Genomic DNA, 14,133 nt, shown 5'->3' with positions numbered 1-14,133 from the left:
TTAACAGAAAACCCAGTCCCCTCTTCTATTGTACCCTGTGCGCCCCTCTTCCCCCTAACGCTCTTGCGCCCAGCGGGCCATATCAGGCGCGAAGTAGGTGATAATCATGTCAGCGCCCGCGCGTTTGATGCTCACTAATGATTCTTCAATCACGCGACGTTCTTCCAGCCATCCCAATTGTCCGGCCGCCTTGATCATGGCAAATTCTCCCGACACTTGGTAAGCCGCCACTGGCACTCTGACCGCTTTTTTGACATCAGACAGCACATCCAAATACGGCATCGCCGGCTTCACAATGACCATGTCCGCCCCTTCTTCTAAATCCAGCAACACCTCTTTTAAGGCCTCTTGGCGATTGGCCGGGTCCATTTGGTAAGCCCGCCGATCACCAAAGGTCGGGGTATTCTCTGCGGCTTCGCGAAAGGGCCCGTAAAAACCCGACGCATATTTGGCCGCATAAGACATAATCGGCACCTGTTCAAAGCCAGCAGCGTCCAAGGCGCGACGTATAGCGCCCACCCGCCCATCCATCATATCCGAAGGCGCTACCACCGTGGCCCCGGCCCGCGCTTGGACGACAGCCGTACGAGCTAAGACATCAATCGTCGCGTCATTGTCCACAATCTCTCCATGCAATAGGCCACAATGACCATGGTCCGTATATTCACATAAACACAAATCGGCAATCAAGGTCGCGTCGGGAAGCCGTTCGTGAACCGCCTGCAGCGCACGCTGGACAATCCCATCAGGACTATAGGCTTCGGATCCTTGCGCATCCTTATGGCTGGGAATGCCGAAGAAGAGAAAAGCATGCACACCTAATGCATAGACCTCTTCAAGATGAGCACATAAGGTATCTACCGACCACTGATAAATCCCTGGCATCGAGCTAATGGGTTCTTGAAGTCCTTGCCCGGGGCGAACAAAAACCGGATAAATTAATTGTTCGACGGCCACGCGTGTTTCACGCACCAATGCCCTTAGCCCTTCAGTTTGACGAAGACGTCTCGGACGTTCTATCGGAAACATAATGGAAATCACTCCTTAACGATGAGTTTGATAATGCCGCACCAACGCCTCAACCATGGCTTCCATAGAGGATGTCTCGGCCTCCAAGATTTCCCCCACGACATAGTGATGTAGTGTCCTTGTTGTTAAGGGGCCGATACTCACGGCTTGCGTTTGCCGCAACGCCTCGCGCAATTCGGGATGCGGTTCCCATAAATGCTCAACCGCCGACGATGCCGTATAAAACACAGCGTCGATGTCGTGAGCAGCTACCCGCTTAGCCACTGCAGGGCTTAAGGGCACTAGGAGATTTTGATAGAGGGCGATAGACGTGACCAATGCGCCCTGCTGCATAAGAAAGTCCTTGAGATAAGAGCGATTGAGGTTGCCGCCCGGAAGCAAAATGCCTTTGCCCAACAACGGTAAAGACGCCAAGCGCTCCGCCAGTCCCTCCTGACTATATTCTTCATCAGGCATAAGACTAGGGTAAATGCCGTAGTCTTGAACCGCAGCCGCAGTCTGCGGTCCGACTACAGCAATTTGCGCAGACAACTTACGAATGTCCAGGCGCAAGCGCCGCATCGCGGAAAAGAAGCGCGAGACGGCCTCTTGACTGGTAAAAATGACCCAGTCAAACCGTTCTAAATGCGTGATTGCTTCGTCCACCGCTTCCCATGATACGGGATCGGTAACAGCCGACACCGGTGCGAGTAAGACCGTAGCGCCATACTCCTCAAGTCGTTCGCGGGCCCGAGCCGCCGCGCGGCCGGCCCTTAAGAGCATGACGGTACGACCCGCTAGGGGCCTGCGGGAAAACCACAATGAAGGAGCAACAGACGCGGGGGTTTTGACAGTCAACCAGGCCTTAAAATCCATTTCGTCATTGCCTATCTGCCTCCATTGCCCAGGCGCCCTATATGCCCAAGTTGTCGTGTCAGCTGAAAGGGTATACGTCGCTATCTGCAGGTGTTGCGCAGGCTCCACCGCTTCAAGCGGTTTCGCGAGGGTAAAGCCTTCGGTATCCAACACGGCCGTCATGCGCCAAATCCCTGGCACAACCGCCCCCAATTGCCTGCGCTCTTGCACCAAAGTCACCCATGTCGGCAACAAGGGATGGTGAGCAGGAGATTCGGGCACCAGAACCGCCACCGTCCGGTCCTGGTCCGTCCAGTGCTTTAAACGAGAGATGACCTCATCCGCTGTGATATGTTCTGCCTGTGCTGGCCACGGCCACTCGCCTTCCGGCACTGCTTGATCCGTAACTAATGCCACATCCACGCGCGCAAGGATATCCCAGCCTTGTTGGGTTATCCACCGCACGCCAGCTGGGCCCGCCCCGATAAAATATACCCTAGCCACCACACACCCCCCTCTAGAGCAATTTTAAGGCACCTTGTTCTATCAGACGCTGTCCTGCTTCGCGCCCAATCCGTTCCGGGTCAGCCACATCGCCCTGAACATCAGCAACAAGAATATGTTCGCCTTGAAGATCACCCACTTTTGCACGCATCCGCAGGACATGCGAATCCACAAGTTCGGCATAGGCGCCAAAATGACCATATCCATCACGTCGAGGGAAGGCAATTGATAATAGAAGACGCGAACTTTCTTCCATTTAAGCTCCCGCTCTTTTTCAAAATACATGACACTAAACACTGCGGCAATTAAAAAGGCCACGTATGCCGCCATGGAGGCGATGGAGGATACAAGAACCGTGGACGTGCCGGGCGTTCTCGGTAGCACCTGCCCTCCCAACCATACCACAACCACCACAGGCATTAAAAATCCCCCAAGCGGCCATGTGGGACGAAGCCGTTGATAGAAGACAAATGCCACAATGGACAGCCAAACGAATCCGGCTGTCCAGTCATACATCGTGGTGATAGGCCATAGCCCCCGTTGAAAACCCTCACGGACCAGCCATGCGGTCTGTGCCCCCCAGCCCACAGCTAAACTCGAAAAAGCCCAGCGTTTCCACTGGGCATCATATAAAGCGGCCACAAATGCGGCCGCTGCTATCATGTATCCTAAAAAGGTTACGGCTAACAGCGCTTCCACCGGTATCCCCGCCCTAGTTTACCGCTCTGGTTCGAGCGCCACACCTTGCATCGGGACAGTGGAGGGCTCGTTGGACTCCGTCAGCTTAAACAGTTCGCGCACGGCATCAATATGATTTTGCTTGTCCCCTTCGGCTGCCCAGGAGCGCATAGTCACCATAGCATCATTAAGAAACTTATTGAGGATAAGCCGTGTCGTATCAGCCACAACGGCCTTTTCCTCAGCAGACAAGTGCGGCAAACGGTTCATAGCCTTCTCCAACTCAGCCGTGCGAATGGCATCGGCCTTGGAACGCAGCTGGCGAATAACGGGCCCCACTTCCGATGCCGCCAATTCTTCTTTCAAAGAACGGATCTCCTCCTGGATAATGCGCTCGACTTTCACGGCTTCTTTTTGCCGTTGTGCCAAATTTGCTTGCACAACCGCCTCCACATCATCGACATCATACAAAAAGATTCCCGCCCCTAATTTAGCAATGGCCGGGTCGATATTGCGAGGCACAGATAAGTCAAAGAGAAACCGCAACTTCTGGGTGTTTCCCCGAATTGCCGTGCGTACCATGGTTTCGTCAAGTAAAAACCCCGACGCATTCGTGGCCGTAACAACAATATCCGCTCCACGCAATAGTTGTGGGAGAGCTGCCATATCCGCATAGTCGGCGCCCAATTCCTCTGCTAATTCTTGCGCCTTGGCAACCGTACGATTGACCAGCGTCAACCTGCCCACACCCGCTGATGTTAAATGACGGCCCACCAGCGTTCCCATTTCACCCGAACCAATCACCAGGGCATGCGTCTTATGAATATCCTCAAACACCTTGCGTGCCAATTCCACCACGGCATGCCCCATCGACAGCGCATTATGACTAATGCCCGTTTCGGCATGGGCTCTTTTACCGACGGTCAGGGTATAGCGAAATAGACGGTGCAGGGCTTTGGCCGCACCATAGCGCTGCGATACCTCATAAGCCGCTTTGACCTGCCCCAGGATTTGTGTTTCGCCCAAAACCATTGAATCCAGCCCCGCTGCCACCCGAAAGAGATGATCGAATGCCCGGTCATCTGCATACCAAAACACTGCATCGACAAATTCACTCTGATCGACGCCAACAATCTTCGCCCACCATTTCACCATTGCGGCATAAGACACATTTCCGGCGACATATATTTCTGTGCGATTGCACGTCGACAAAATGACCACGCCTTGATTACCATGCAACTCACCGAGTCGCTGATATGCATCAGCAATTAACTCCGGCGTGAGCCCCACCCGAGCGCGTATCTTTAGCGATGCAGTTTTGTGATTAATTCCGACAACCTGTATCTGCATCCAAGCCACCTCAAATCTAGCGTGACCGTATTCTGGCAAACCTATGTGCCGATCACTATTTCTCTCATCATAACACGTTCATCGGCTATGAACGCATCCAATATTAAAAAATCAAAGGAAGTTTAACCGAAATTAAACAACATTAAGCATTCACTATACTAGATACGGCAACCAAGTGTTCGCCATAGCCTTTTAGGCCACTCATCATCGCGACCTAGGGCTATCGTTGTAAAATAAAAGCTTCTTCAAGCGTCATCCCTAAGAGCAGCACGCCGGCTATAAATTTGGCTCCTGGCTGCCTTTTGCCTCCCAGTACCCGATTCACATAAGAATACGCTAAATCCATATGGGCCGCCAGGTCACGTTCGGACCATCCTCGTTGTTCCATATAATTCCTCATTGCCGGTATATTTACTGTTAACGTAGCCATGACAATCCCTCTTTTACCTTTTTGGCAAAATCATAGCCCAGATTTGCTATTTTGGCAATTTTCTTAGGCAGCACGGGAGTTGCCTACAGGCAACGAATTGAGTAGGATAGGGATGATACCGTACGGACAAAGGAGGGCTGGTGATGCGTTTTGGGCATTTTCTACGATCCAGGCGACAAGCCTGCCATCTATCCTTGGTGGAACTGGCTCGTCTGAGCCGCACCAGCCCTTCGTACCTCTCGCGCGTCGAACGTGGACTCAGGGAACCTCCCCGCCCCGCTATTTTAGGTCGTTTAGCCGATGCCCTCGACTTACCCTATGAACAATTAATGCAACAAGCCGGCTACCTCACGCCGCATTTACAAGAAGAATCCGCTCCCTACGGGATACAGCCGGACGAATGGGCCGAAGCACTCGCCACCTTGTCAGAGGATGATTGGGCCGATGTCCGGGCCCTTATACAAAACAAAGTGGCCCGAAGAAAACAAGGCCACTCGTCTTAATAGGGATATCCTGTCAAGCCGTTACGACATTACGGAACGGACGGCCTCCGCGACTTGCCATGGCATCGTCACCACTTCCGCACCATGCGCGCGCAGCGCTTGCTCTTTGCTCTCCAAAGTGCCGCGTCCACGCTCAATGATAGCCCCTGCATGGCCCATGCGTTCGGGAGCCAAAGGCGAGCATTTGGCGCGTATGAAATCGTCCTTGATTCCCTGTAATGCCTTGGACAATAATGCGCGTGTCCTGCGTGAGCAAAATAGACATTACATCGCCTCCTTTGCGAGGCGCACCGCTTGTTCCGCGGCTTCAGCCATTTCCGAATACGCTTCGATACCCGCTGCTTTCAAGAGGGCCACCCCTTCTTTTTCATTGGTCCCCACTAAGCGCACGACCAATGGTACGGGAATCCCCGTGGTTTGTTTCACTTGCAAAATTGCGGAAGCCACATCATCACACCGGGTAATGCCCCCAAAGATATTGACCAAAATGGCTTTGGGATGCATCGAGACTAACACCCCGAGCGCTTCTGCTGTAGGACCTACTGAAGCTCCTCCCCCCGCATCCAAAAAGTTTGCTGGCCTTCCGCCAAAATGTTGAATAGCGTCTAACGTGGCCATGGCCATACCGGCGCCATTGGCCATGACGGCAATATCGCCATCGAGCTCGACATAGGCTAGGCCAATTTCATGCACTTTGCGCTCCAATGCTGATCCCTCGTCAACCACCGTCACATCTTTGTGGCGATAGAGCGCACTGTCATCCAAGTTCAAGCGGGCATCGGCCGCCACTAAGTGCCCATCCACAACCGCAAGCGGATTGATTTCCACTAATTCGGCGTCCTTCTCGCGGTAAATCTGATAGAGCTTGACCACCAAGTCGGCAAACTCTTTAAAAATGGTGCCCTCCAATCCTAACGCGGCAGCTACTTCTCTCCCAAAGTATGGCAAGACGCCAACCGCGGGATCCACATAAGCTTTCACAATCTGGTCGTCGGCCACATCTTCAATTTCCATCCCACCCGCTAAAGAGGCCATGACCAGGGGTTTTTTGGCATTGCGATCGGTTGTCACGGAAATATACAGCTCCCGCTCAATCGCCAGCTTGCTTTCTGCGTACAGCAGTTCGACGGTATACCCCTTAAGGTCCATCCCCAACATGTCCTGGGCCACACGACGTCCTTCTTCAGGAGTTTGGGCAAAGCGAATGCCCCCTGCTTTGCCCCGGCCTCCCACTAAGACCTGCGCCTTCAAAGCAGCCGGCCCAATGGTTGCCACCGCCTCCGCCCCGTCCTCAGGAGTACGAACAAGCTGACCCGGGGGAATAGGTATGCCGTAGGCTTTTAATGTGCCTTTGGCTAGATATTCATATTGCTTCACGCGGCACCCTCCTTTTATCCCATGTGTTCTCTTTTGACTTTCACTAACCACAATGCCCTACCCTGACATCCTTGGGATCTCAACTAGACAAAAATTGATGACCTAGACGTAAGGAATATCACAAGGTCAATGGGAACGCTCCCCACCTCGTGGGCGTAAGGGTTCTGTCACGAGTGGGGCGCGGGAAGTCAAGCCTTTGTGCTTGTTCGCCACGCCCCATCCTCATAGTCCCCCTTGGATAGGAGGCATCGCTCACAAATTAGGTCACCGTCTTCGCTTGAATTGTCTCCTCGAGCCCCCGGACGATCAAATCCGCCGCTTCATCCCAATGCAAATGCTGCAGCATCATCACTGCCGACAAAATAAGTGAGCCCGGATTGACTTTGTCCAAGTTGGCATATTTCGGGGCTGTCCCGTGAGTGGCCTCGAACACAGCAATTTCATCAGACATATTGTTTCCCGGTGCCATGCCTACACCGCCCACTTGCGCCGCCAACCCGTCAGACAGATAATCGCCATTGAGGTTGGGGGTCGCAATAACGTCAAATTCCTTAGGCCTGAGCAAGACTTGCTGAAAAGTAATATCGGCGATGCGGTCCTTCAGCACAATCTTCCCCTCGGGCTGCTTGCCGCCGTACTCGCTGTAGAGGACATCTTCGGTAATTACGATATCAGGGAACTCGCGCGCAGCGAGTTGATACCCATAGTCACGAAATGCTCCTTCTGTGAACTTCATAATATTCCCTTTATGCATCAACGTCACGGAACGGCGGTGGTGCTCAATCGCATATTGAATCGCACTGCGTATGAGGCGTTCACTGCCAAAGCGCGTAATGGGCTTAATGCCAATACCCGCTAATTCATCAATATGTTTCGAAGTTTCCTTGTTGATAAACGCGATAATCTTTTGGGCTTCTTCGGAGCCCGCTGGCCATTCCACACCGGCATAGACATCTTCCGTATTTTCGCGAAAAATGACCATATCGACCCATTCAGGGTGCACCACCGGCGACGGAACTCCGGGCACATAACGGACGGGTCGAACACAGGCGTATAAGTCAAGTTCTTGACGCAATGTGACATTTAAACTGCGAATGCCTCCGCCAACGGGAGTCGTCAGCGGTCCTTTAATCCCCACTTTGTATTCGCGGAACATGTCCAACGTTTTGGCAGGCAACCATTCTCCCACTTGCGTATGGGCTTTCTCGCCCGCTAGGACTTCCACCCAGTGGATTTGTCTCTGGCCTTGATAACTGGCTTTAACAGCGGCATCAACCACCCGCACCGTGGCGCGCCAAATATCTGGCCCAATGCCATCTCCCTCGATATACGGGATGATGGGATCGTTGGGCACCATAATTTTCCCATTGTGATACACAATGGCATGACCTTGTTCCATTGGCCCTCTCCCCTTCCTCGATTGCTCTCTTATGATCGCACAAATTTGGCGAGGGACTCAAGGATCGTTGATAAGTTCAACAAATTTCATTGTTTTGAATTGATTTGACAGATTTCGAACGCCGCGACACCCGTCCGAAGTGGCGAGATTCCTTCCCCCCACAAGATTTCTCGAAGCGGCACACTTGACACGGACTGCCCCACTCCACCACTGCTGCAGCCCCGCACCGAGGACATCGGCCAACTCCTCGCGACAGAGGATATCCGCATTGACGACACGAGGATCCTAAAGACGTTGGCGCCATTCTCATCACCTCATCTTCATCCTATGCCGCTCCCCATTAAATGGGTCCAAAGCGCGCGACCAATCCGCCTACGACCAAGGCCAGAGCAATGGATCCACCCCAAATGGCTGCCCCTTGCATCCAGCCTCGCTCTTTTAAGATGACCAAGGTCGAAGCCATACAAGGAACAAATAGCGTCAGGGTCACAGCCCCTGTCAAAATCTGATGCGGAGTCAACCCTAACTGATAAAATCCTGCGGCTCCAAAATCCCGGCGAATAAAGCCCAACACAAAGGGCTGGACCGCTTGCGCTGGCAACCCCAACCAATAACGCATCACGGGGGCCAAAGTCCGGTCCAACCAAGGCAAAAACCCAAAAATGTCCCCGAGTTCCACCATTGCGGATCCCCATAAGAACAAAGGTCCCGCCTCCCTAAGAAACTCTAGGACTTTTGTTTGTGTTTTCCAGACAACATTGCTCAACTGAGGGACGCTTAAACGCGGCAAATCCAACAGTAATGGGGTAGGACGGCCCGGCAACGACCGATCTAAGACCGTTCCCACGGCCACAAATAATCCCGTAATAATCAGCACATAGCTTAGGGCATAAGGCCATCCAATGCCGCTTAGCAGCCCGATGATGACGCCCATTTGCGCAGAGCACGGAATCGTCCACGCTAACAAAATGGTGGCAATCGTGCGCTCCCGCTGAGTCTCCAACACACGCGTCGTCAGTGTTGCCATCGTCACACATCCAAATCCCAGCACCAATGGAATGACCGCACGACCATTGAGGCCCAGACGCAAAAACCAACGATCCAGCACTGTCGCTAACCGCGGCAAGTACCCACTATCTTCCAGCAAGGCCAGCAGGAGGTAAAAGCCTGTGACTAAGGGCAGCAAAAGGGCCACAATATAGAGCAAGCCCGCCGAAACAATGCCATATTGGCCCATCAGCAGCCGGTACGGCAAAGACGTCCTGGGCACGACACTCCCAATGAGATGTCCTATAAAGGGCACAACCCACTGCATCGTGACACCTTGTAAAAAATTGACCACCGTTCCTGCCACAACCGTGCCCACAAAATAGTACACCAGAATTGAGAGAACCCCCGCACTGGCCAAGCCCCCCCACGGACTTAACAAAACGCGGTCAAGCCATTGCTCCAAAGCGGGTGTGCCCCGCCCGGGGCGATATACGGCAGCCGCTATGCGGTCTGCCCGCTCACGGCGTTCAATATAGCGCCGTTCTCGCTCTCCGGGTTCAGGGCCCGTGCCCACTTGACGCCGCAGTTCCTTGTCTTCTTCATACCACAAGACCGCCTCCAATGAAGACAGATGCCACGTTTCAGACACGGCCCACTGGGGGTCAATTACGGGGGGCTCCAAGCGTGTATCGAGCAGACTTTTCAAGACAGCGATATTGCGCCCTTGAACAGCAGCAACGCCAACAACCGGCACTTTGAGTTCTTCTTCGAGACGAGCCGTGTCGACAAAGCCTCCTTGCGCCGCGACTTGATCCATCATGTTGACGACGACGATGACACAAAATCCCGCATCGAGCAGTTGCAGGGTCAAAAATAAGTCGCGCGATAAATGGGTCCCATCCACCACATTGACCACAAGATCGGCGTTCTTTAAGGCTTCTACGGTAATTCGCTCTTCTTCCGTCCACCGACTCAGTCCATAGACCCCAGGCGTGTCCACTACCAGATCGTCTCCGACCACCGATTCAAACATTTGTACGGTGCTTCCGGGGAAATTGGAAACTTCCACATAACGCCCTGTAAGTTTTTGAAACACCACAGATTTTCCCACATTGGGGTTGCCCACGAGAACAATTTTACGGCCTGGCATAGGTTTGTCCCTCCTAGGACAGACTATGACCAAAATATGGAAGGAAGAACTGCTGCCATGATTGAATTTCGCTTTGATCGCCATGTCTCGATAAGGACATTGAAACGTTTGTGGGATACGTGTTTAGACACGGCAGGGCGTGATCCCGAAAGCATCGATTTAGCCTGGCAGAACAGCGCCTACGTGGTACACGCCTGGCGGGGAGAGGACCTCATTGGCATGGCCCGTACCATTTCTGATGGACGTTATTTTGCTGCGGTCTGTGATGTCATTTGTGCCCCGGATGCTCCCCCCCATCTCGCATCACACCTCAAGCGTTTGGCAAAAGCCCCGTTTCAGCGCCGCGGTATGACCATTGTCTTGATTTCCCCACATCATGCTCCGTCCTCCGCGGTAAAAAAAAACGGACGATAACCGTACGTCTGTGCGAAGTCCATCACACCCCAATGCCTGATAAGTTCGGCACAATATAGGATTTGTTCCAAAGAGAAGCGGAATTTTTTTGCGCTGATCTTTGCGGCTTAAAGGCTTGTATAATAGCGATACGAATGAGACCTAGGACGGGCGAACCATGCGCACATCGTTGCTGCGGAAAAACATGCGACTATCATTGTGGCACGGCGCGTTCTTTACGGCGGCCACCACCATTGTCACAACATTTTTTCCTCTTTTTTTAATTGACTATCTTCATGCCAGCGCTCAGCTGGTCGGCTTGTCGAGCGCACTGCCGGCGCTGGCCGCACTCATCGCTAGTCTTGTCCTCATGGTACGGCTTCCCAAGACGCCCACCTTGCTATCATGGACGACCCATTCGTTTTTGGCGACGCGCCTTTCCTATTTATTGATTGCCGTAGCCCCCTGGCTAACGCCTCACCATGCCGCACTAGCAGCTGTCCTCATCCTCACGGTCGGCAATATCCCGCAGACTTGGGGCCTTATGGGATGGCAAACGATTATTGGCCACGCCATTCCTCCCTTAGTCCGGGAAAGTTTTTTCAGCTACCGTAGTATCGTGACAACCTTGGTCGCTTTAGTGGTCAGCCTCGTGACGGGGCTTATCACGCAGTGGGGAGGAAGTCATACTAGTCTCTTTCTCAAAGCCTTTTTTATCTTGGCAGCTGGCTTGGGCATTGCAGAGGTTATCACGCTCGCACGCCACCGTCTTCCAGTCCGGCCCCCGGCTGCCACTCCTGTCATCCCCCCGATTGCTTGGCGGGCCATTTGGCAGAATCCCGTCTTTGTTCGCTATCTCGTCCTCTCAGCGTTCTTTAATTTTGGTTGGCAAATGTCATGGCCGCTATTCAGCCTGTATCAAATCGGCCAGGCTCATGCCACCGCTTTGTGGCTGGGATTGTTCACCGTGGCCGCTTTAATCTCTCAAGCCATCAGTTTCCCAAGCTGGCGCGCTTTAGCCCGCCGCCAGGGAGGCATGCGGGCACTGGGAATATCCGCCTTGGGACTCGCCTCCGTTCCGTGGCTCACCGTTCTTTCACGCAACTTATGGATCTTAACCGGCGTTAACTTCGAAAGTGGCCTGTTTTTAAGTGGGGTGAATTTGCTGCTGTTTACCGAACTCCTCGCCCATATTCCCCCTGCCTACCGCACCCAATATATTGTCATGTACAACGTCGCCTTAGGCGCCGTCGCTTTTATTGCCCCGGAATTTGGCATTGTAGCGCTACATCAGTGGCATATGCACGGCGCCATGGTATTGTCCTCCATTTGGAGAGCGTGTGGCGCGATAACATTTTTGGCCATCGGTACAAGTGTCGAGCGCAAACGCGCTCAGATTGTGCGCCCCTAATAAAAGGCCAAGGGCTGGTCCCGCGGCTTATGCGGCACCAGCCCTTGGCCTTGACGCCATCATTCTAGTGGATTACAGGCAATACCGCATCCGCTAAAATCTCAGAGAAATCTCGCACCCTGACACCCTCTTCGGCCCCCAAGGACTGCACCCCATCTTTCAGCATCGTCAAACAAAAAGGACAGGCCGTGGCCACCGTGCTAGCCCCCGTCGCGACGGCCTCTTGCGCACGATTTTGGTTAATGCGCTGGCCTTGCTTCTCCTCTAGCCACATTCTCCCGCCTCCCGCTCCACAGCAGAAACTTTGCTCCCGTGAACGGTCCATTTCTACCAAGGACAAACCGGGCACCGATTGCAAAACATCGCGCGGGGCATCAAAAACACCATTGTATCGTCCTAAATAACACGAGTCATGGTACGTCAGGGTCTGCGCCTCTTGTGCCTGAGGAACCAGTTTGCCCTCCGCGACCAATTCGGCGAGATATTCCGCATGATGCTTGACGGTATACTCACCCCCAAACTCAGGATATTCGTTTTTAATGGTATTAAAGCAGTGCGGACACGTCGTCAAAATCAGATCCGGATGCACGGCGTTTAAGTTCTCAATATTTTCAGCCGCCAGGGATTGGAAGAGATATTCGTTTCCAAGCCGTCTGGCGGAGTCACCCGTACATTTTTCCAGCGCGCCCAATACGCCAACATCCACACCTGCCTCTTTCAACAGCTTAACCGTGGCTTCAGCGACCTTGTGCGCGCGGTCGTCGTATGTGGCCGCGCATCCCATCCAGTACAACACCTTGGGCCGATCACCCTTACTCACATCCTTAATTCCCATCTCTTGGGCAAAACGCTGCCGAGGATCGGATCCTAATCCCCAGGGATTACCCTGCGTTTCCATGTTACGAAAAACATTTTGCGCTTCCGCTGGCATTTCTCCTTGGGTCAGCACGAGATGACGGCGCATCCCGACGATTTTCACGACATGCTCATCAAAGACAGGGCAGGCCTGCACACACGCCCCACAGGTCGTACACGCCCACAAATCCTCTTGGGCGATAACACCACCGGCAAGCGGCAGTTCGACACACGCGATTTCCTCCGCAGACCGTTCTTCCGGTGATTTTTGCAAAATCGGACCGACTTCTTCGAGTTGATGGCGCAGGGTGACGATAATATTTTTGGGGGACAGGGATTTTCCCGTCTGATTGGCTGGACACTGCGCGGTGCAACGTCCGCACTGTACACACGCATAGGTATCAAGCAAATCTTTCCACGTCAAATCATTGACCTGGCCAATGCCAAAACTTTCTTGGGTCTCATCTTCAAAATTCAACGCCGGCAACTGCCCTTTAGGTCCTAAATTGCGATAATAAATATTAAACGGCGCCACCATTAAGTGAAAGTGCTTGGAATACGGCAGATATACAAGAAATCCCAACAAAACCAAGGCATTAACCCACATCGAGATGTGCAGCCCCATCACGTCAGCAGCGGGGCCAAAGTGGCGGAGCCAGCGTCCCAAAGCGCTGCCAATAGGCGCATAACTGCCATGCGGTGCCAGCGCCATCTGAAAGCCCTCGATACTCAGCTGCGCCAAAATAATTAACGCAATCAAAATCAGCACGGCACCCGCATCCCAATTTCGGACTAACCGCGGTGTGTGAGCCACATACCGTTTATACGCAGCCATGCCGACGGCAATCAACACCAGTACCGCGACGATATCAAAGGCCGAATCGATGAGCGTTCCTGCAATCCCCCCTGGCGCTCCTAAACCCGGGAAGAGACCATCCAAGAAAAAAATAGCGGTTTCGACGGAGACCACAAAGAAACCCCAAAACATCAAGACATGCATGATGCCCGAGAAACGTTCTTTGAGCACCCGGTGTTGACCAAAAACTTCTGTCATCACTCCAGCCCATCGTTGCCCTGATTGACCTGTGCGGTCATCAGCCTGTCCTAAGTGAACGAGCGCTAATTTTTCCTGGACTAACAACCCAAACCACAACAGGGCCAAAGCCACCAGCGCGATAAAGAAAATATGGTTAAGCGTCACGGCCGTTGCCTCCTCATATGAGGTCTTCT

The 14,133-nt window shown here is 53.1% G+C and carries 13 protein-coding genes; 3 read left to right on the top strand and 10 right to left on the bottom strand.

From position 1 onward, the window contains the following. Nucleotides 1-54: 54 nt before the first annotated feature. From hemB to ORD20_RS05820, 5 genes are all read right to left on the bottom strand, one after another. Entirely contained in the window at nt 55-1,029 is a 975-nt protein-coding gene (gene hemB / locus ORD20_RS05840; protein WP_103376578.1) for a porphobilinogen synthase, read from the bottom strand. Between the two features lie 15 nt (nt 1,030-1,044). Then, a complete protein-coding gene (locus ORD20_RS05835; protein WP_103376579.1) occupies nt 1,045-2,367 on the bottom strand; it encodes a uroporphyrinogen-III synthase in 1,323 nt (440 codons plus the stop codon). Between the two features lie 42 nt (nt 2,368-2,409). Further along, entirely contained in the window at nt 2,410-3,066 is a 657-nt protein-coding gene (locus tag ORD20_RS05830) for a hypothetical protein (RefSeq protein ID WP_430626596.1), read from the bottom strand. A gap of 18 nt (nt 3,067-3,084) precedes the next feature. Then, a complete protein-coding gene (gene hemA, locus ORD20_RS05825; protein ID WP_103376582.1) occupies nt 3,085-4,395 on the bottom strand; it encodes a glutamyl-tRNA reductase in 1,311 nt (436 codons plus the stop codon). Nucleotides 4,396-4,615: 220 nt separating this feature from the next. Then, nucleotides 4,616-4,783, bottom strand: a complete 168-nt coding sequence (locus tag ORD20_RS05820) for a helix-turn-helix domain-containing protein (protein ID WP_146039104.1) — start codon at nt 4,781-4,783, stop codon at nt 4,616-4,618. Between the two features lie 185 nt (nt 4,784-4,968). On the opposite strand from ORD20_RS05820, the gene ORD20_RS05815 reads away from it, so the two are divergent. Further along, nucleotides 4,969-5,328, top strand: coding sequence for a helix-turn-helix domain-containing protein (locus tag ORD20_RS05815; RefSeq protein WP_103376583.1), 360 nt, complete (start codon nt 4,969-4,971; stop codon nt 5,326-5,328). Between the two features lie 133 nt (nt 5,329-5,461). Here ORD20_RS05815 and ORD20_RS05810 read toward each other — a convergent pair whose 3' ends face one another. From ORD20_RS05810 to feoB, 4 genes are all read right to left on the bottom strand, one after another. After that, the gene (locus ORD20_RS05810; RefSeq protein ID WP_430626595.1) at nt 5,462-5,593 is read right to left on the bottom strand and encodes a hypothetical protein; all 132 of its coding nucleotides are present in this window, start codon (nt 5,591-5,593) and stop codon (nt 5,462-5,464) included. Next, nucleotides 5,593-6,705 (bottom strand): ADP-forming succinate--CoA ligase subunit beta, encoded by a 1,113-nt coding sequence (sucC, locus tag ORD20_RS05805; protein ID WP_103376585.1) that lies wholly within the window; start codon nt 6,703-6,705, stop codon nt 5,593-5,595. The genes ORD20_RS05810 and sucC overlap by 1 nt, the downstream gene beginning before the upstream one ends. Nucleotides 6,706-6,964: 259 nt before the next feature. Beyond that, nucleotides 6,965-8,104 carry an isocitrate dehydrogenase (NADP(+)) gene (gene icd, locus ORD20_RS05800; protein ID WP_430626594.1) on the bottom strand — a complete coding sequence of 380 codons (1,140 nt, stop codon included), beginning with the start codon at nt 8,102-8,104 and terminating at the stop codon, nt 6,965-6,967. Between the two features lie 340 nt (nt 8,105-8,444). Then, entirely contained in the window at nt 8,445-10,244 is a 1,800-nt protein-coding gene (feoB, locus tag ORD20_RS05795; RefSeq protein ID WP_103376588.1) for a ferrous iron transport protein B, read from the bottom strand. 57 nt (nt 10,245-10,301) lie between these two features. On the opposite strand from feoB, the gene ORD20_RS05790 reads away from it, so the two are divergent. Continuing rightward, nucleotides 10,302-10,658, top strand: coding sequence for a hypothetical protein (locus ORD20_RS05790; RefSeq protein ID WP_103376589.1), 357 nt, complete (start codon nt 10,302-10,304; stop codon nt 10,656-10,658). A gap of 157 nt (nt 10,659-10,815) precedes the next feature. Then, nucleotides 10,816-12,048, top strand: coding sequence for an MFS transporter (locus ORD20_RS05785; protein ID WP_103376590.1), 1,233 nt, complete (start codon nt 10,816-10,818; stop codon nt 12,046-12,048). Nucleotides 12,049-12,112: 64 nt separating this feature from the next. Here the strand turns inward: ORD20_RS05785 and ORD20_RS05780 are convergent, their stop codons facing one another. Next, the gene (locus ORD20_RS05780) at nt 12,113-14,104 is read right to left on the bottom strand and encodes a (Fe-S)-binding protein (RefSeq protein WP_103376591.1); all 1,992 of its coding nucleotides are present in this window, start codon (nt 14,102-14,104) and stop codon (nt 12,113-12,115) included. Nucleotides 14,105-14,133: the final 29 nt, after the last annotated feature.

It is taken from the genome of Sulfobacillus thermotolerans (assembly GCF_039623705.1).
Lineage (GTDB): Bacteria > Bacillota > Sulfobacillia > Sulfobacillales > Sulfobacillaceae > Sulfobacillus > Sulfobacillus thermotolerans.
This window is presented reverse-complemented; position numbering and strand designations above follow the sequence as displayed.